Raw genomic sequence first — 18,784 nt, 5'->3', positions numbered from 1 at the left:
ATATGCAGCAGATGAAGCAGTCCCGCGATGAAGTGATCGCATCTTATCTTTCATTTTCAAAAGCGGCTGCCAAGTGCAAAGCACTCACCTTAGTGTCGCAGGTGATAGATGGGGATACGGCCGTCCTTGAATATGCACAAAAAGATCTTTGTGGTAATGCATCGGAGGCGAATGAAAAACAAAGAATTAGTATGATAAATGAAGGTGGTTGGAAAATTGATGAGCTCCAAATTAGTCTCTAAATCACTTGGAATGTCGTATCAATGACAGGATTTTATGAGTTTTTTAGCCTGCCAAACGGAGTTGAGGTTACTTGTCCCCATTGTGCTGGCTGCGCCATTTTTACCTTTGCCCATGTTTTTCGTTTAGAGAAAAAAGATGTGCATTTATTTGAGGGTCGGCAGTTTGAGATCAAGCAGTTTAATCAAAGATTTGCCCATAAATGGCCTGGTGTGCTGTTTTTCCCTCCGCTATTGGATGCTTCTTGGCAGGAAAAATTGCCAGAAAAATACCAAGGTACTTCGACTTGGGAACATAGGGCGAACAGTGCTTTTACAGATGGTACAGATCTTGGTCTTATTTGTTGTTATCAGTGTATGGCAAAACAGAAACATCGACTTGAATGGCCCAATGACGCATTTTATTCCCTTGAGTTTAAAGGTCATTCACTTTGGGCATTTAATAAACAGATGATGCTTCAGATCCGTGATTACATTCAGGCTAAAGATCGCAATGCGGTATTCGAGTCAGAGCCGATAGTCATTCGACATTTGCCGACAATTTTTAAACTGGCTAAAAATCGCGAGATATTGGTTAAAAAAATTAATAAGCTAATTTATAGCCCATAGTTTCTACATACCAATTTCAAAGACTTGTGTGGTCAATCTCATCGAGTAGTTGTGTTAAGTTGTCTGTGACTCGGATATTTGCTTTTCTATTAGTTATTACAGTTAGCGGGTCTATTATCATGTCGAAATATCATATTGGCACTACCGAAGATGAATTCGAACCCGGTTCTGGCGGCCATATACTTCGTAACAAACTCGCGATAACCGATGAAGAGGATATGGCAGAGGTAGAGACACAGTTGTTATTAAAGCTTTATGAGTACGTGTTTCAATCTGGTGTTATTGAAAGCGAGCATCTATCGGTTGGTATGCTCTTTGAGTGGCATCGAAAATGGCTCGGTAATGTTTATTACTGGGCTGGTGAGCGGCGTACAGTCAGGTGGTTTCGAATTTACGGCAGCGGCTCAAATACTTAAGTGTCTCACTCAGTTTGAAAAGGAATATTTAAGCAAGTTCAATGGTTTAAATTCATTTTCTAGAGACGAAGTTGTGAGTTACTTGGCTGAAAGTCATGTGGAATTTATCCTAATTCACCCATTTAGAGAGGGAAATGGACGTTTGTCACGTTTGATACTCGATGTGATGGCAGTAAAGGCGGGTTATCTCCCACTTGATTATGGGATTTGGGAACAAAATAGAGATTTTTATTTTAAGTCAATTCAAGCAGGGTTGGGTGGGGATTATCAACATATGGCTCGTTTGGTAAACGATGTGCTCAGCGCTAAAAACGAATGAAGTTTAGGCTAAGGTCAAATGACTGAAACGGCTTTTTTTGGCCTTCAATTTTGCTTCAACTTCAGCCGTAGTTTTACCCGTCTCAATAGCGGTTGAACTGGCCACAGCGCGATAGAGTCGATTTTGAGTCACTTGTGTGTTTTTTGATTTAGTTTTCATAGGATCAACCTCAATTAAGTGCATGAATTATAGCACTCTAGATAACGAATAGACAGCTGTGTATCCAAGGCCCAAAGCAGCAATACTTCATGTTTTACCAATCATATCGCTCTTTAGATATCGATAAAAAGTCGTCAGTAGGTTCTCCAATGACGACTCTTTTAATCAAGCTGACATAGCCGATTAAGGTTTATCAAAGCACAACATTACGCGCTTTTTCTCGCTTCCATTTCAGCTTGGCTTGAAAGGTACTCATCGAAGGTACCTTGGAAGTTAATCACTTTTTTATCTTTAATATCAATGATACGTGTTGCGAGCGACGATACAAACTCACGGTCATGGCTGACGAATATCAAAGTGCCTTCAAAGTCTTTCAACGCATTATTAAGTGCTTCGATGGCTTCCATGTCCATGTGGTTTGTCGGTTCGTCCATGATCAGCACATTGATGTCTTGCATCATTAACTTGCCGAATAACAAGCGGTTTTTCTCTCCGCCTGAACAGTTACGCGCTTTCTTGTTAGCGTCGTCTTCGGTGAACAGCAAACGGCCTAACATGGCGCGTACCATAAGATCGTTATGCTTAGGTTGGCGCCACTGTGACATCCAATCCATTAACGTGTAGTCATTATCAAATTCGTCACTGCTGTCTTGTGGACAGTAGCCGATTGATGCGTTTTCTGACCACTTGATCACGCCTTTATTGTGTTCTAGATCATTGACTAAGCAGCGTAGGAAAGTGGTTTTACCCACGCCATTTTCGCCGATAATCGCTAATTTTGCACCGGCTTCGAGGATTAAGTCGCCGCCTTCGAATAGCAGCTCACCATCAAACCCGTGGGCCAAATCTTCGAGGATCAGTGCTTGGCGATGCATTTTCTTGCCAGCATCGAAACGAATAGAAGGGTGGATACGGCTAGAGGATTTGACTTCATCAAGCTTGATTTTGTCCATTTTCTTCGCGCGCGAGCTGGCTTGTTTTGCCTTAGATGCGTTGGCACCGAAGCGGTTAACGAAGTCTTGCAGCTCTTCGATTTCAGCACTTTTCTTGGCGTTACCTGACAATAATTGTTCGCGCAGTAATGCCGATTGTGCGAGGAAGTATTCGTAGTTACCTGGGTAAATGCGCAATTCGCCATAATCGATATCCGCCATGTGGGTACAGACGGCATTTAAGAAGTGCCTATCATGGGAAATAATGATCATGGTGCATTTACGTTTGTTCAACTCGGTTTCTAACCAGCTAATGGTATGGATATCCAAGTTGTTGGTTGGTTCGTCGAGCAGCAGAATATCTGGGTTGGCAAATAGCGCTTGGGCTAACAAGACCCGCAATTTCCAGCCCGGTGCCACTTGTTGCATTAGGCCGTAATGGAAAGATTCTTCAATACCCGCTTCGAGCAGGATTTCACCGGCGCGACTTTCAGCGCTGTAACCATCCATTTCGGCAAATTCACTTTCAAGATCGCCAACGCGCATGCCATCTTCTTCAGTCATATTCGGATTGGCGTAAATGGCATCGCGTTCCTGTTTGACTTTCCACAGGGCAACATCCCCCATGATCACCGCATCGATAACGCTGTATTGTTCAAACGCGAACTGATCTTGGCTTAGGGTACCGACTTTTAAGCCGGGCGTGATGGACACATTGCCAGAGGTTGGCGCTAACGCTCCGCTGAGGATCTTCATAAAGGTCGATTTGCCACAGCCATTCGCGCCGATCAAACCATAGCGGTGACCATTGCCAAATTTCGCTGAAATGTTTTCAAACAATGGCTCTGGGCCAAACTGCATCGTGATGTTCGCGGTAGAGATCAAAGGAGCTTTCCTAGGTATTTGCTAACGGGGATTGTGATAAACAAGCCTCAAAATGAAACATGCGCTTCACCCACTCTAAGCCAAAACATTAAAGTTGGGATAATAAGGTCGCGGAGTATACAGACTAAGGGCTAAAGATGCGAGCAAGTATGTGATGCGTAGCCATAAATCGAGCCGTTTCAGTTGCGTTTATTTGCGGATCGGTGAAGGCGTGAGTTTATAGCTGTTTGCATGATATCGCAGATATGCCGAGCTAAACTGCCAGCTTACGGTAATATTTCTTTGTACTAAAGCCAACGCCAAACCTTGCTAGCGCAAATAAAAGAAGGCGTTTAGCGTATTTACCGTTATTATTCCAGCAGTTTTGTCGAGCAGCAGATTTTACGGCTAAAATTTAATGGCTCAGTTTGAAGGCTTTAGGACTGTAAGACCTAAATGTCGCGAGTTTTGTAGCGAATTAAGTCACTCGTTTAACCACTCAATACCGTAAACTAATACCTTAAAATCAGCCAATTGGGCTGGATTTGGAATTCCCATGATAGAAGAGCAACAGAACAACCCATTACACGGCCTTAAACTCGAGACAATGATCACTGAGTTAGTCGATTTTTATGGTTGGAAAATTTTATACGCGGCATTAAAGCTAGGCTGCTTTAACACTAACCCGACCATTGAGGCCTGTATCATTTTCCTCAAAAAGACCGAATGGGCGCGGGAGAAAGTGGAAAACTTCTACTTATACCGATTCAAGCGTATGCCTAAAGCCGTCGGTGAGCAGTTTGATCTTAAGCCACGTGAACGTGGTTTTGCCTCGGGTATTGTCCCGCGTAAACCGATGGAGCTAACATTAGCCTCTATCGCTGAAATGCAAGCCAAAGCCAGCGCCGAGTACGAAGCGGGCAACCGTCGTCCAAATTCTGGCAAGCGCTTCGGTAATGACGTGGGTAAAGGCGCTGGCAAAAAACCTGCGGGTGGACGGGGAACTAGTTCTGGCTATGGTTCGTCCAATAGCAGCTCACAGCGTCGCAGCGAACCCAGACATGATTCAAGAAATGATTCAAGAATGACTGAGCGTTCAGGACCAAGCCCATCGACGGATGATAACGATCCTTGGGGTACTAAGCGCAGTTAATTCGATGTTAGTCGCCCTGGATGAAGTTATTGTTTTAACTGTGTGATAGACGATTTAGGCGGGTGAAAACGAAAGAGGGTAGCCGTAGTTCTCGGCTAACCTCTTTTTTTGATTAATAATTCAATTTATTGAATGCTAGTTAGCAAATTATCGGGGGTTATTATTTTGAATTTGCATATTCCCTGCATAAATAGTTAACCCCTTCAATTTTTGTTCGCGTTGCGCTAAGTGCAAATCGTTACCTGCATAACGCATTATCCGCAGTGGCATTTCAAGCAGTAAATTGGCCCTATTGCATGTCGAGTTGTTTGACTATGCTGCTCCAAGGTAACCATTTAAACGCTTGGTTGGCATCGGGTAAGTGGTTGTGACCATCCTGTACCACCAGCATTCCCTGTTGCCAAACACCATGGCCGACGGGCAAATGCGTGACAGCCAGCCCATCAGTTTCGGCGCTGCCGTCGATGCTGGTTTCGTGGCCATTCTCCATGCCGTTTAAGTTCACACCGATGCGAAAACGACCCACTTGGGTATAAGGCGCGCTTGCTTGATAAAGCAAATAACTGTTATTACCTTGGCTCGAGACCACCAGCAAATCTTGTTTTTTGCCTTTAATTGTGGCGCCTTGGTAAAGCGATATCCCTTCAACATCGGCGACTAAATCACCTTCGGCCTTGATGATCAATTTGCCCTCTGTACTGGCATCTGCTTTGGCATTAAAGCGCCAAATGCCTTTATCCTCTTCACCGATAAACAGCGCATGTTGCGCTTCATCGACCACACAACCTTCAACTTGGCTTGGGGTATGAATATCCCGCACTAGTGTGATACTGGGGCCATTTTGCTGCCAGTCGACACGATATTGGGCGATGCGGCCAGACTTTTCATTAGCGAACACGTATAAGGTTTGCTCGTCTTGATACAAACACATGCCGTAAATATCCGTCATGTTGGTCGCCTGATTCGGGTATTCAGTGATCTTGCCTGCTGCGTCGATTTCATAAAAGGCGAGACTGTCGTGTTCGCGTTGGGTTGCGACTGCGATATCGCGCTTTTTACCGCCCAATAGTACCTGTTGGCGCAAATCGACGTTGTTGATCCTGCCCGATGGCAACGCTTGAACTTGCTCGCCGCGCATATTAAAACTCAATAATCCCCAACGTTTGTTGGTGCCAAGCACAAGGCTTTTTTCGGGTTCAGTGGGATGTACCCAAATGGCGGGATCGTCCATGGTATCGCCCGGTCTATCGGATGGTGCGCTCTCAACCCAAGCGGGGATTTCTACTATCATTTCTAGTGTAGCTTGTTCATCGCCCACGTTTTGGGCGCTCGGCAACGATGTGGCGAGTAACTTTTGTGGAAAGAATTGTGGCAATGCTTGCTCAGTAAAAAGATAACGATCGTTTTTATCATCATAGATAGCAAACGTCGCACTTTTTGCTTGGGCTGATGTGCTCGCGTTTATGGCGAGGCTTAAGCGCTGGGCCTTGGTTACCGCTTTGGCTTCGGTCTTATCCGTGGTTTTTGAAGATGGCGCGCTAAAACTCAGTATTTCAGTGCCTTTGTCGTCCATCACCTTGCCGTTTTTATCACTGAGCAGCAATTGACCGTTCAACAAGTTTAAGCCGGTGATTTGATTATAGATCGCGGGGAAGATGAGCTTAGCACTGGTATCCGCGAAGGGGCTGGCATCAAACTGCCATACACCCGCTTCGGGCTCACTGACATAAAGCGTGTCGCCATTAATAGCGCAATCCGTGCTATTAACCGGAATCGATTGGCTGCGCATCAGCTTAGGTGAGAAATGCTCGGCATTACCCAGTAACCACTGCTCACTCTTGCCACTTTCACCGCCAAACCAAGCGTAGATATTGCCATCCTGAGTCCGGGGCTGAATACAAATCCAATTGATCTCGAAATTACCCATGGGCAGCAAGGGCAAGACATTAGTTGTCGGTTTGCCATTGATTTCTTTAAGCATGATGGGACGAACGCGATCGGCTTTGCGATCGAGCGTTAATGCATAAGGATCGCTAAAGGCGAGTAATTCAAAGTCACCTTTCACCAGTAAACTCGAAGCAGGCAAGGGCGCTTCTGCCACCGTGGTTTGCATTCCTTGTTGCATTTCTGTCACCAAAACGGTTTGTAACATCAGTCCTTGCTGTTCGCTGGTAAATAGCCAGTGAGACAGAGTGTTATCGCTTTGTTTGTCTTGATTAAAGATGAGTGGCTGTGCTTGGCTGCCCTTATGGCCCGCTATGGTTTGAACAGCGACGCTGATGGTGTTTGCCATGGCAGTCAAGGGCGTATGACTGGCGATAAGGCCGAGCAATACGGCGGATGATAGTAGAGTTTTTTTCATATTTTGATTCGCTAGTATTCTGTTTTATCAGATTTTTATTAAATTTATCATCGACACTTGTCAGCAAACTTCGCAGTACATTTCTCAGCCCATTTTTAGCCAAAAAAGTCTACTCACAAGCTTGTTAATAACCTAAGTGCCGATGAGCGCGTTAATAGTTAGTGTATTGCACGCCTAATTGGAAAGTGCGGCCATAGGCTTCGTACTGGGCGTTATAGTCGCTGTGACCTGCGTAGCTGTAATAGGGCTCATCGGTGAGATTCACGCCTTTAAAATACAGTGTAAGGCTGGTGGTAATATGCGCCTTTGCCACAAAATCCCATTGCAAGTGAGCGTCTTCATAGAGATCGAGGCGTTCATCATCAAGTTCAGATACTTCTTGCAAGTATTCCGATTTATAGGCAGCAGATAACCACACACTGGCGTAAGTGTTCTCATAACCTAAGGACAGGTTTGCGGTGATATCCGACTGACTTGGCATCGGAATATCGCGGCTGGTCTCTGTGCCGTCATCCAACCAACTGATGCTGGCGACGGAATCTGTATAGGTCAGGTTAGAATTGAGTACGAGTCCATTAAAGGGTTCGGGTAAAAAGCTAAATTCCTGCACATAACTGAGCTCAATCCCTGAAATGTGGGCACTGTTACCGTTAATATAAGTCACTGCGCTATGGGCATCGACATAATCACCCCGTCCAGCTAAGTCTGCTTTGTAGATAAAGTTATCAATGTCCTTGTAAAACAATCCCGCCGACACTAGGCCAATATTGCCAAAGTAGTGCTCAATGCTCAGATCTAAGTTCATTGATTCCAGCGACTTAAGATTTGGATTACCGAAGGTTAAATCGATATCGCCGTCATCTTCTTCACGCAAATAGCCTGGCGCTAATTGACCAAACGTCGGGCGCACTAAAGTGTTGGTCCACGCGCCGCGCAGCACGGAATTGTCAGAATAACGGTAGGTGAGATGCAAGCCAGGCAGCCAGTGGTCTTCGTCGCTAGTGTTATTAATATCGATAAACTCGCCGCTGACACCATCAAAACCGTGGCCTTGGGAGTCCCATTTGTTTTGCTCGAACCTTAGCCCTGTGAGTATCCGCAGTTTGCCGATATCTAGGTGACCCATAAGATATGCGGCGTTAACATCTTCAGTAATATCAAAGTCGTTGATGGTCGATTCGATTTCATCTCGGTTACTGTTGGCATCTAAGCTGTCCACTAAATCCCACACGGGTGAAGCGTTAATACCCGTGCCAAAGCGACCGAGACTGTAATCCACTTCATTACCTGAGTATTGGCTCAGTAACAGGGCATCATCGCTAACGCCTTGGTCGGCAAAGTCACTGTAAATCCACACTTCTTCACGATTAGTTTTATCACGGCGGCTGAGTTTTACCCCTGTTTTCACTTCGGCAGGATAGTCACCCAGACTCAGTTGGCGGCTGAGGTCGAATTGGGCGCTGTTAATGGTATCTTTGGCTTTCGATTCGGCTAACTCGATTTCGTCCAGCTCAAAATTGTCGGTTTGATAATAGCTTTCGGGCGCTATGATCTGCGGCTGCTGACTGTCGCTAAAACCTGTGTCATCGATTTTGGCAACAAAGTCCGCGCCGGCAATATCCCGTGGCTTGTCGGCGCTAGCCGTACTGTGACTTGCTTGATAATCGAGGGTCCAGCGCTCAAAACGGGTTTCACCGCCAAGGACATAGGAGGTGATGTTTTGGTTCTCGGAACGGGATTTCAGTGAGCGAGTCGTTTTGCCTTGGCTGAGTTCGCCTGCTTGTAGCGGCGATTTCCACTTCGTCTTGGCGCTATTGCGGGTTTCGGTGTCGTCAAACTCACTGTAAAGCGTGCGCAGGTATAAATCTGTATCATCGCTCGGGCGATAATCAAAGTTCACGCCTATGCCTAAACGCTCACGATTGATTTCGTAGTCACGTTGATCGACAGACTCAAGCGCTGCATTGCCGTAACCTGTGTCATCGGTGAAATCCCAGTTGCCGCCAGTTTCGACGTTATCCGAGCCAAAGTCGCGGTTATACCAACTAGCCCCTATGGCGATACCTAACTTTTCACCAATGACATCGCTGTAGCTGGCGGCAAGTTTGGGATTGGTATTGTCGGTCAGTGAATCTTGGCTGGCTTCAGCGCTCAGGTTAACGTAGGTATCTTCTCGATCGAACGCTGATAGACTTTTGACTTCAATCGCGCCACCCAACGCATCGGCATCCATATCTGGAGTTAAGGTTTTACTGACTTCAACCGATTGCAATAAATCTGATGGTACAACGTCGAGCGCCACGGCGCGGCGATCACTTTCAGGGGATGGCAGACGCGTGCCGTTCATCGACACTGAGTTATAATCCGGCGCCATTCCGCGTACCCGCACAAAACGGCCTTCGCCTTGGTCACGTTCAATAGAAAGCCCCGGCACGCGTTGCAGTGATTCGCTGATATTGCTGTCGGGGAAATTGCCCAGCACATCGGCGCTGACCACATTGAGCACGTTATCCGCACCACGTTGACGGTTCATGGATTTGCTCAAGGCGCCTTGCTGGCCGACCACCATAATGTGTTCAACATCTTTGCTGCTGAGGCTGACATCCTGCTGGGTCGTTTGCTTATCGGCAATCTGGACCTTGTGCTCCATAGGCGTAGCGCCGAGGTAGTTGACCACCAGAGTGTAATCGCCGTCATTAATGCCGACAAAGAAGTAGCGACCATCACGGCCAGCCTGTTGGCTCAGATTAAGCTCTTTGATAGTGACACTTGCGCCAGCTAAGGGCTGCTGGCTATTTTTGTCACGAACCTGACCTTCGAGTTTGCCCACGGCGAGGACATTGGCGCTAAATCCGGCGGCCACAATGGCAAGGGTGATAGCCGATAACGGCGTGCGAAATTGCATATTAACTTCCTATTAGTTTGTTGGTACGCGAGTGTTATCCGTGACGGCCAGTTACCCTCGGTCGCTACATCGCTACATCGCTACATCGCTACATCGCTACATCGCTACATCGCGACATGAGTTGCGACATGGCATCACGGATTTGAATCTGTGTTTTTAGTCACTGGAAACATTCAATAGCGGCAACGTTAGGGCAGGTTAATGTCAGATTTGTGACGGGATTTTGTAAACGGGGCAAACTTGCCCTCAAACGCCGCTTAATAGCCACTTTTTGCGAGAGCGTGAGCTAAAAAGACGCTTATCAGAGTGGGCTTAGCAGCAAGAAAATAGAAGAAGGGCTTGTGTATTAAAATGAGGCTTATGGATTTTAAAGCATTTAAAAACAATCGCTTGTGGATATTTATAGAGAGGAGCTAGGCAAAGGTGAGCAAGTGTTGCCATCTTTATGTCCGACAAATAGCCGTAAAATTCCGAAGTGGTTGAGCTAATTTGCCGCAATCACGCTAAACCGTACGTCACCTTTCTGTCATAAAACTGGGTTAGCTTGCGATGCCAATAGGGTGAATTCCCACTCCGTTCTGCATAACAAAATTAAAAGGTGAAACCTTGCATTATCCCGTGAAATCGCTGCGACTGGCCAGTGTGTATGGCTTGAGTCTGTTGATCATCTTTATCGTGCCGCTATTACTGTGGCAGAACACGCCTGCTAAAGCCATTCCTCAAGTCGATTGGCTCGATATTGCCTCCGAGGGTGCATTATTCGTGCTGAGCATGTGCTGGTTGATGGTGATTGTCTCGGCCCGCCCATCGGGACGCGTAACCAACTTACTGGTGGTCGGTCTGTCAAGTTATTGTTTAGGTTGTTATTTAGATTTACTCGATGAAGTTTTTATCGTTAAAACGCTGCCCGTGTATAACTGGTTTGAAAAGATGCCAACTCCGATTGGTTTACTCATTCTAACCTGCGGGCTTTGGCTGTGGCGTGACGAGCAAACCGTAGTAAATCGCCAGTTACAAACCCGCGAGCAATTTTATCGCCAGCATCATCTAACTGATGGCTTAACCTTACTGAACGATGCGAAAGCCTTTGAACACCATTTAGTGAAGCAACTACCGCAGCAGCAACCTTTTGGGCTGATCATGCTTGATATCGATTATTTTCATCAATATAACCAACTTCAAGGTGCAAAAGAGGGCGATAAACTGTTATCCGATGTCGCCCAGTGGTTAAGTACCCAGCTAAGAAGCCAAGATTTGGTCTGCCGTTATGCCGGTGATCGTTTTATCATTTTGCTCAATGGTGCAATCGCACCATTGGTCAGTACCATGGCGGAGCAGCTACAGTATGGCATTACAGCACTGGGCTGCGAGGTTTCAGTGGTATGGGCTTTGCCATCTCCCAAGATGGTTGTGGATAAACAGCAGAGTGAATCAGCAAAACGACCGCTTAAGGATGAAGCACAGACATTACTCAAATTTCTCAATGAAAAAATGTCACAGCAAAAATTAAACCGTCAGCCATTAAACCCGCAAACCACGACAGTCAGCGCGTTTAGTGAGCCGCGATAAATGAGAGCCCTGGCCACTTGGCAAGATAAGTGTATCGACAGCCAACTGCTGGTGGCGAGCCTTGTCGGCTTATTTAAGCAAAGGGGACTGGATTGCGACAAATTGCTGCGTGGTACGGGGATTTTCAGTGCAGATATCCGCAAACCTGGCCATAGCATTAGCCCGAAACAATTGCTCAGACTGGTGGATAATGGTTTATCACTGTGGCCAAGTGGCGACTTAAGTTTTTTACTCGGGCAATTATGGCTGCCATCCCAAAGCGGCGCGCTAACTGCGGGGATGTTATGCGCGCGGGATCTCAATGAACTTGGGTTATTTTGGTATCAATTTCATTGGCTCACTCAGCCTTGGTTACAGTGTTGGCGTTGGCAGGGGGATAAGGAATGGCATTTTTTACTGAGTCTCGATTTAGGCACGCAACAACATACACAATTCTTTATTGAGTTAAGTCTGTCGTCATTAGTCGCCAGTTGTAAGCAATTGATGGGGCAGGGTTGGCATGGCAGCATGAGCTTTCCCTACGAGACGCCACAGAATATCGCCCAATATTATAAGTACTTCGGCACAGACATTAGTTTCGATGCGCCGCTGTGTCGAGTCTCGATGGCAAAAGCCTTTATGCAGCAACCGCTGTTATATGCGCAGCAGATCGCCAGCAGCGTTGAATCACAAGCTACACGCCATGCTGTGACTCATGCTGTCATTTCGCGCCAAAGTCACTTTCAATCGCCGCGCTACACACTGTTTGCCAGTGAATATAGACTCGGACTGGCGGCGGGCATTCGTTTGTCGCTGATGCGGGATAACGTAAGTTTGCCAGAGATGGCAGAAAAACTATCGATGAGCCCAGCTACCTTAAAGCGCCGCTTGGCTGAAATGGATCTAAGCTTTGGCCAACTCGCCGATGAAACACGTTTAATCAAAGCCCTGTATTATTTAGCCACACCTTCGCAGGACGCTCACAGTATTGCCAATTCACTGTCCTTCAGCGACGCCAGTAATTTCAGGCGTTCTTTTAAACGCTGGACGGGCCAATTACCCATCTATTTTCGCAGCTGGCTGGCTTAAGTCATAAGCGAGTAACAAGATGTCCTGCCTGTATTTTCAAGCGTATTTTTTGTTTTTATTTATTCAAAGCGTGAATTTTTATGCCTTAAAAGTGAAGTTAGGTGAGAAATTTGTCGGCATTATATGTTCATAATTGAATACTTAACGCATAACCAATCAATTTCACCATTAATGGTTATTGCGCAAGGCTCATAAGCGTTATGCTGGCTGAACTGTGATTCCGCTGAGTGAGTGGCGAGTGATTATGGTAATGATTTTACCGGATGAATGACTAGACACTTTTTTATTGTCGCTATTTTGACTGTGCCATGGTCTCAGATAAACAATGCCATTTATACTCACTTTCCTATTGCAAAATCGTGGTGAACATTAAGCTGAAATGGAGCAACTGAGTGGTGAGTGACGAAAAAATCACTGGACTTTATTTCATCGAAGGACTTAAGCGCATTTGGATTACTTATACATATAGGCATCCAGAGCCAATAGATGACATCGACCATACGACATATATGGAGCTGCTAGATAAAGTAAAAAAAACAGATGGAACGCGATATGATTTGTACACCTATCTCCTATCAAAACAAAACCAGTGCACAGACATTCTCCAATTTCTTAAAACACACCCGCACTGAAAATAGCCTTTCCCAAGAAGATTTATGTGGTTTGCTTAGGCAGAAAAGCTGTCTGTTCGATACCTTAGACTCCATCACGATTAGCCGTTGGGAGCGAGGGGTTAACATCCCATCCCTTGCAAAACAGTCTGAAATTGTTGAAATATTTGGTTCTGAACTCTTTGATATTTATCGGGAGGATAAAAAGTTTATCAACGAAGGCTTAGCCTTGATTAACCTTTTTGAGTCCAACATAGAACGCAGTGATCATCCGTACTACCGCAACACGCCTTATCGAGTCGAATTTATCGAGAGCCACCATCATAACTTCATGGCTTTGCTGCAACTCAGTTTGGTTTATGAAAGTAATCCGCGTTTATCCTTTGTGAGCCGTAAGTTATCTCAACCTTTTTTCCACGGTCTTTCTCTAGTCGTTGCGTTTAGCTTAGGTGAGCAGATTGTCGGACATAGTCTTTTTTGTCGCACTCAGGGCAAAATTGCTCTCGAATTTATGAATGATGAGGTGGACTTATTCGAAGTGATTAATCATAACAGCCAAGCCTTACCAGACACCTTGATGGTGTTCTCCTCCTTTGGTGTGACTCCCTATATTGAAAACTACATGATGTCTGTTTATCTCAATGAATTGGCGACGAGTCGCTCACTCAAGTTTTTAAGTTTTAATATCTGTGATGAGTCATTAAAACGAAAGCTAACGCAATTTAAGTTACCCATTTTCAAAGTGAGAACGATAGAAGGTCGCTCGAAACCGATAAAAAACTATTCGTTTTTCTGCAGTCGCACAGAGGTGATGGCGAATCGCAATCTGCTCAAGCTTTCCGTCATACCTTCATCAAAATCCCAAACGATCGATCCCATTTTTTTCATGCAGTTAGAGACTACGATATGAATATTCTCATCATAGATGATCAGCGCTTTATTCGAGAAACCATGAAAGCCGATATCCATAAGTATTTAGCTGAGGATAATGTGCAGATTTTTGAAGCCTGTAACGGTAATCAAGGTATTGAACTGCTCATCGGCATCGAAGTGGTGCTTGATTTAATCATCATAGATCTCAAGATGGACCAAGGAGATGGGATCGCAGTGATCAATATGTTGGCCTCTGAGCCCCGTTTTGCCGCTATACCGATCGCGGTTATCAGCTCCTCGGATAAGCGGACTCTAGAGCTGGTGGACAATATCATCACAGGCCTCAGACTCAACTTACTGGGGGTATTTGCTAAGCCTATCAATGTGAATGATATTTTAACGCCTTTGTTAGACGTTTCTTCGGATAGACATCATTCACATCAACATCAGTTGGTCGTGCAAAACAGGGCGGCCAATATCAATGTGCGGCAATTGCTTAAAGATGAACAATTAATTCTGTGCTATCAACCTAAGATTAACCTCAGGACCAAGGAAATCATGGGTTTTGAAGTGCTATCGCGGCTTTGCGATCAATCCAATGGCTATATTTATCCCGACGTTTTTTTGCCACTGGTTAATCAACAGGGACTGAATAGCCTGTTCTCGCGGATGGTCATTTCCCAGGCATTACAATGTTGGTCGCGCCAACCTTTACTGACGGCGTTTGCGCTGTCCATTAACATTACCGCGGATGATTTGACTTGCGATGAACTGATTGAATACATCATCGAATGTGGCCATGAGCATAAACATATCCATTTGATTTTGGAGCTCACTGAATCGCAGGAGATCATCAATCAAGATAGAGTGCTTAACTCAATTGCACGGCTGATCATCAACAATATAGATATTTCCCTCGATGATTTCGGAAAAAGTTATTCCACTTATGATCGCCTCGATGCCATTCCCTTTAAAGAAATCAAAATTGATAAAAGTTTTGTCTCCGATATGGATATTAATCATCAACATTATCTCATTGTGGAGTCCACCATAGCACTTGCGCAGAAGATGCACGTAAAGGTGGTTGCCGAAGGCGTTGAGACAAGCGCAATAGAAGCGATTCTTTCTGAACTAGGTTGTGATGTTGCTCAAGGTTATTTATATAGCCCGCCAGTTGAAGGTCGTTATCTTATTGATTGGATTGCGCAATACAATAGGGAATGCCTAACCCATGGATACTAAGTCAATAATCAATAATGAGTTAACACTGGCCTTGTCGGTATTCTTTGAGCAATACAGCCAAGAACAGCAATTGCGGCTGCGCGTAACACTTATCGCAGAATTGCAGCGTATGCGACTTGAGCTAGAACAATGTGAGTCAAATAGCAGTATCGAGGGCTTAACACATCAATTCGTGGGGATTGTTCGCTACCTACAGCTTAGTCACACCTTGTCTAAGACTTATTCTTGTGAGCGAGAACAGCTTAAGCATCAGCTAAATGATTTACTCAATGCCGTAATGGATGACGATAATGAGCGTTAAATACAGTGCTTGCGTCCATATGTTCAGTGGCTTATGGGTCACAATATTAGTGCTGTGGCTTACAGTGTCTCACTCACTTTATGAGTTTGACACTATTTACGATAAAAAAGCGCAGGCGGTTTTTACTTCCTCTCGGGATATGTTTTTACAACATAAGATCATGTTGGATTCGCTTAAATCATTTTTCCACGCATCGAGCGAGGTGACGTCACAGGAGTTTGAGATTTTTGCCAAGGATTTACTTAAAATCAAATCTGCCGTCGCTTTTACGCTGACCCCCAGTCTTGAACTGGCCTATATCTCAGATAAAACGATGGCAACTGAGCTTCAACAGCTTGAGTTAGTCAAGGATCCTAAAGGGGAGCTTAAGGCGAGCCTTGCCAATTACACTTTGGCTGTGGTGGCCATTGATGAGCCAAATATGCCTTATCTCGTTTATGCCGTTTCTCATCAGCGGATACACGCGCGAATCGAACAAGAGCAGGGCGTTTGCATTACCTATCAATTTGAACAGTCATTTGAGCAGTCGTTACTGCAAAACTCATCCTGTAATCTTAAGTTAGCCAGCGGCCTATTTTCATTATTTAATTACTCTGATAGCCAAACCTTAGCGATCCCTGAATATCAAACCCGAGTGAGTTTACAGGTACAATATCAAGTGCCGCAAAAAGAAATTATCGAGCTTATCGTGATCATCCTACTGATTGCAGCCCTTGGCATAGTGTTGTCCTTCCTTTTGTACTTTAAGTCTAAAAATCAGCAGATTGTGGAGCAAATTAAGCTCGATAATCGCGCTAAATTAGCCGTGATTTCGAGTATTAATCATGAGATCCGCACCCCAATCAATGCCATTCTTGGCTATAGTCGCATGCTAAAAAAAAACCTCTCACAACCACAGGAACTGGATAAAATCGTCGATAAAATGGCTTGGTCTGCCAACTTACTCTATTCGGTTGCCGAAAATACCTTAAATTACAGTAAGGCAGAAGCTGGGCAGTTAAAACTGAATTTACATTCGGTGAACTTACACGAGTATGTGGGCAATATTCAGGACTATTATCGTGCATTTAGTGCAACCTCCGGCAAACGTTTACACATTGTAGTAAGTGAGTCTTTGCCGCAGTTTATTGAACTCGATGGGACTAAGTTATTCCAACTCATGACCAACATTATCAATAATGCGTTCAAATACAGTACGGGTAGCGAAGTGCATTGCTATATGGATTTACACCTTAAAGCGAATGCTAAAAATCAGCGCCCTGTGCTTAGGGTGCTGATCCGCGATTTTGGTGATGGTATGTCAAAGGAGGCGCAGCGCGCTTTAGTCGATCCTTTTATGCACGCCGCTAACTCACACATTGCTGCGACATCGGGTATGGGACTCGGCCTCTATACGTGCAATCGATTGCTTGAGCAAATTGGCGGTCGCTTTAGGCTACGCAGTCAAAAGGGCAAAGGCACCACAGTGTTACTGCATTTCCCCTGTCAGCTCAGCGCTGTGAAAGAACGATTAACACTTCAATATGATCAACAAAAGGTGCTGATCATAGATGACAATCTGTTTAATCTTGAAATTTGTCGCGCCATGCTGGAGCACTATCATTTTCAAACCTTCAGTACTGATAATACAGAGCAAGCACTGAAGATGTTGGTTAACCATTTGCCACACATTGTCATTGTGGATTACCGTTTACAAGGAATGAACGGTTTACAATTGGTCAGGCTGATGCAGCAAGTATTACAAAGCCTGGAGAGTAATAGCCCTATTGAACATCAGTGTCGTTTCTTTTTGCTCTCCGCGAATGACTGCGATGATATTCCCGAGTTAGCGTCATTTCCTGAGGTGCATTTCATGCAGAAACCTTTTAGTGCCGAAGTCTTTCTCAGCAAATTAGCGATAAAAGACTAAATCATCAACATATTGAATGTTATATTTAAATACGATTTACTGGCTTCATCTAATTGGTACTGAAATACTGCAAATATCTTTGCAGTTAATGTGTTATCCAAGGTATAAGCGCGGTGAACTGCTTAGAACACTGCTACGCTAAACATATCTAAGTTATTTTTTAAATGTGTCACTGCTAGGAAGGCCGATGGATAAGAAACCCCTTGAATTGGTTTACCCATTTTTAACGGAAGCTTTGCGGCTGAGCGAGAATGGTCTAGCAGTGTTAGACAAACATAATCATTTTATCTTTTATAATAATACCTTTGCGAAAATGTTTGGTTTTGTTGATCAAGACATGGTCGGCAAGCATTTTGACGACATGATGCGCTTTGCCTTTACCCATAAACAGGGACCGAAAATTGAGCATGAAACCATAGAGGAATGGCTCGAGCTTATTCATGCGCATCAACGTAAATCGGCTTTTAGACGTTTTGAAGTGGATCTGGTGGATGGCTGCTGGTTACAACTCTCTGAACAGGTTTATCACAATGGCGATATGGTGATTGTTTGCACGGATATCACCCAGTTAAAACAGGTCGAATTTGCCCTTAGGAATGCGCAGACTGAATTAAATCGCCTCGCGCTCACCGATGAGTTAACGGGGATTGCCAATCGGCGTCACTTTTTTCAGCAGTTAGAACATGAAATCAAACGCTTGAGTCGCTTACAGTTGCCATTATGCCTAGTGATGATGGACATCGATAATTTTAAACTGGTTAATGATCGCTACGGCCATCAAGTCGGTGACAAGATATTGCAACATTTTACCCAATTCATCAGCACTCGAACGCGTCCCTACGATATTTTTGGCCGCCTCGGCGGTGAAGAGTTTGCACTACTACTGCCAGAAACCACGGTTGATACAGCTCAAAAAATCGTAATGCGTATGATGTCATCCCTTGCCAATGAGGACATTTCTGCAATCGTGGCTGATTTTCAATATCAATTTTCAGCAGGGGTCAGCGCCTTAACCCCTGTGATTATTCGCCATAGAATTGATAACAGTACTGATATTGCAGATGTGGAGCAGGTTGCATTGCCCGTGGGAACCGGAAGTCAGTGTCGCTCTGATGCTGAAAAGCTGGTGGCCGAGGCGGATAAAGCGCTCTATCAAGCTAAAACCCTCGGGCGAAATCGCGTGGTGATATGGGATGAGGTGATGTTACCTCGCCACAAGCCCAGCTAAACAAAGCATTCGACATTCAGTGCAT

General features: G+C 45.0%; 15 protein-coding genes. 11 read left to right on the top strand and 4 right to left on the bottom strand.

The window, feature by feature from the left end; all coding sequences use genetic code 11:
* The 3 genes from Q4Q50_RS09565 to Q4Q50_RS09555 all read left to right on the top strand — a co-directional run.
* The coding region (locus Q4Q50_RS09565) for a hypothetical protein (protein ID WP_311899156.1) at nt 1-242 on the top strand (242 nt) is incomplete at its 5' end.
* Between the two features lie 21 nt (nt 243-263).
* Nucleotides 264-848 (top strand): hypothetical protein, encoded by a 585-nt coding sequence (locus tag Q4Q50_RS09560; protein ID WP_126491902.1) that lies wholly within the window; start codon nt 264-266, stop codon nt 846-848.
* 315 nt (nt 849-1,163) lie between these two features.
* The gene (locus tag Q4Q50_RS09555) at nt 1,164-1,583 is read left to right on the top strand and encodes a Fic/DOC family protein (RefSeq protein WP_311899155.1); all 420 of its coding nucleotides are present in this window, start codon (nt 1,164-1,166) and stop codon (nt 1,581-1,583) included.
* A gap of 3 nt (nt 1,584-1,586) precedes the next feature.
* Here Q4Q50_RS09555 and Q4Q50_RS09550 read toward each other — a convergent pair whose 3' ends face one another.
* Both Q4Q50_RS09550 and Q4Q50_RS09545 read right to left on the bottom strand, forming a co-directional pair.
* Nucleotides 1,587-1,742 carry a hypothetical protein gene (locus Q4Q50_RS09550; RefSeq protein WP_173913200.1) on the bottom strand — a complete coding sequence of 52 codons (156 nt, stop codon included), beginning with the start codon at nt 1,740-1,742 and terminating at the stop codon, nt 1,587-1,589.
* Between the two features lie 206 nt (nt 1,743-1,948).
* Complete coding sequence (locus Q4Q50_RS09545; RefSeq protein WP_106650538.1) at nt 1,949-3,559, bottom strand: ABC-F family ATPase; 1,611 nt, start codon at nt 3,557-3,559, stop codon at nt 1,949-1,951.
* Nucleotides 3,560-4,094: 535 nt separating this feature from the next.
* Here Q4Q50_RS09545 and Q4Q50_RS09540 point away from each other — a divergent pair.
* The gene (locus Q4Q50_RS09540) at nt 4,095-4,691 is read left to right on the top strand and encodes a VF530 family protein (protein ID WP_311899154.1); all 597 of its coding nucleotides are present in this window, start codon (nt 4,095-4,097) and stop codon (nt 4,689-4,691) included.
* A gap of 289 nt (nt 4,692-4,980) precedes the next feature.
* Here the strand turns inward: Q4Q50_RS09540 and Q4Q50_RS09535 are convergent, their stop codons facing one another.
* Nucleotides 4,981-7,053: a phytase gene (locus Q4Q50_RS09535; RefSeq protein ID WP_311899153.1), complete on the bottom strand. Its 2,073-nt coding sequence runs from the start codon at nt 7,051-7,053 to the stop codon at nt 4,981-4,983.
* Nucleotides 7,054-7,204: 151 nt separating this feature from the next.
* Entirely contained in the window at nt 7,205-9,958 is a 2,754-nt protein-coding gene (locus tag Q4Q50_RS09530) for a TonB-dependent receptor (protein ID WP_311899152.1), read from the bottom strand.
* 606 nt (nt 9,959-10,564) lie between these two features.
* Between Q4Q50_RS09530 and Q4Q50_RS09525 the strand changes: the two genes are divergently transcribed.
* The 7 genes from Q4Q50_RS09525 (at nt 10,565) to Q4Q50_RS09495 (ending at nt 18,759) form a co-directional block, all read left to right on the top strand.
* Nucleotides 10,565-11,527, top strand: coding sequence for a GGDEF domain-containing protein (locus Q4Q50_RS09525; RefSeq protein ID WP_311899151.1), 963 nt, complete (start codon nt 10,565-10,567; stop codon nt 11,525-11,527).
* Nucleotides 11,528-12,595 (top strand): AraC family transcriptional regulator ligand-binding domain-containing protein, encoded by a 1,068-nt coding sequence (locus Q4Q50_RS09520; protein ID WP_311899150.1) that lies wholly within the window; start codon nt 11,528-11,530, stop codon nt 12,593-12,595.
* Between the two features lie 552 nt (nt 12,596-13,147).
* On the top strand, nt 13,148-14,116 hold the full coding sequence (locus Q4Q50_RS09515) for a helix-turn-helix transcriptional regulator (RefSeq protein ID WP_311899149.1): 969 nt from the start codon (nt 13,148-13,150) through the stop codon (nt 14,114-14,116).
* Entirely contained in the window at nt 14,113-15,321 is a 1,209-nt protein-coding gene (locus Q4Q50_RS09510; protein ID WP_063882944.1) for an EAL domain-containing response regulator, read from the top strand. Before Q4Q50_RS09515 ends, Q4Q50_RS09510 begins: the two co-directional genes overlap by 4 nt.
* Nucleotides 15,311-15,622, top strand: a complete 312-nt coding sequence (locus Q4Q50_RS09505; RefSeq protein ID WP_063882945.1) for a hypothetical protein — start codon at nt 15,311-15,313, stop codon at nt 15,620-15,622. Before Q4Q50_RS09510 ends, Q4Q50_RS09505 begins: the two co-directional genes overlap by 11 nt.
* Nucleotides 15,612-17,531 carry a hybrid sensor histidine kinase/response regulator gene (locus Q4Q50_RS09500; protein ID WP_311899148.1) on the top strand — a complete coding sequence of 640 codons (1,920 nt, stop codon included), beginning with the start codon at nt 15,612-15,614 and terminating at the stop codon, nt 17,529-17,531. Before Q4Q50_RS09505 ends, Q4Q50_RS09500 begins: the two co-directional genes overlap by 11 nt.
* 187 nt (nt 17,532-17,718) lie before the next feature.
* Nucleotides 17,719-18,759: a sensor domain-containing diguanylate cyclase gene (locus Q4Q50_RS09495; protein ID WP_311899147.1), complete on the top strand. Its 1,041-nt coding sequence runs from the start codon at nt 17,719-17,721 to the stop codon at nt 18,757-18,759.
* Nucleotides 18,760-18,784: the final 25 nt, after the last annotated feature.

Source organism: Shewanella scandinavica (assembly GCF_031932065.1).
Classification (GTDB): Bacteria; Pseudomonadota; Gammaproteobacteria; order Enterobacterales; family Shewanellaceae; genus Shewanella; species Shewanella baltica.
Note: the sequence above shows the minus strand (reverse complement) of the source record. Positions and strands in the feature narration are given on the sequence as shown.

Excerpts from the sequence above, each read along its gene's own strand:
- Q4Q50_RS09530 (WP_311899152.1), bottom strand. The coding sequence starts at position 9,958 with ATGCAATTTCGCACGCCGTTATCGGCTATCACCCTTGCCATTGTGGCC.
- Q4Q50_RS09500 (WP_311899148.1), top strand. The coding sequence starts at position 15,612 with ATGAGCGTTAAATACAGTGCTTGCGTCCATATGTTCAGTGGCTTATGG.
- Q4Q50_RS09560 (WP_126491902.1), top strand. The coding sequence starts at position 264 with ATGACAGGATTTTATGAGTTTTTTAGCCTGCCAAACGGAGTTGAGGTT.
- Q4Q50_RS09510 (WP_063882944.1), top strand. The coding sequence starts at position 14,113 with ATGAATATTCTCATCATAGATGATCAGCGCTTTATTCGAGAAACCATG.
- Q4Q50_RS09550 (WP_173913200.1), bottom strand. The coding sequence starts at position 1,742 with ATGAAAACTAAATCAAAAAACACACAAGTGACTCAAAATCGACTCTAT.
- Q4Q50_RS09535 (WP_311899153.1), bottom strand. The coding sequence starts at position 7,053 with ATGAAAAAAACTCTACTATCATCCGCCGTATTGCTCGGCCTTATCGCC.
- Q4Q50_RS09495 (WP_311899147.1), top strand. The coding sequence starts at position 17,719 with ATGGATAAGAAACCCCTTGAATTGGTTTACCCATTTTTAACGGAAGCT.
- Q4Q50_RS09505 (WP_063882945.1), top strand. The coding sequence starts at position 15,311 with ATGGATACTAAGTCAATAATCAATAATGAGTTAACACTGGCCTTGTCG.
- Q4Q50_RS09540 (WP_311899154.1), top strand. The coding sequence starts at position 4,095 with ATGATAGAAGAGCAACAGAACAACCCATTACACGGCCTTAAACTCGAG.
- Q4Q50_RS09520 (WP_311899150.1), top strand. The coding sequence starts at position 11,528 with ATGAGAGCCCTGGCCACTTGGCAAGATAAGTGTATCGACAGCCAACTG.
- Q4Q50_RS09515 (WP_311899149.1), top strand. The coding sequence starts at position 13,148 with ATGATTTGTACACCTATCTCCTATCAAAACAAAACCAGTGCACAGACA.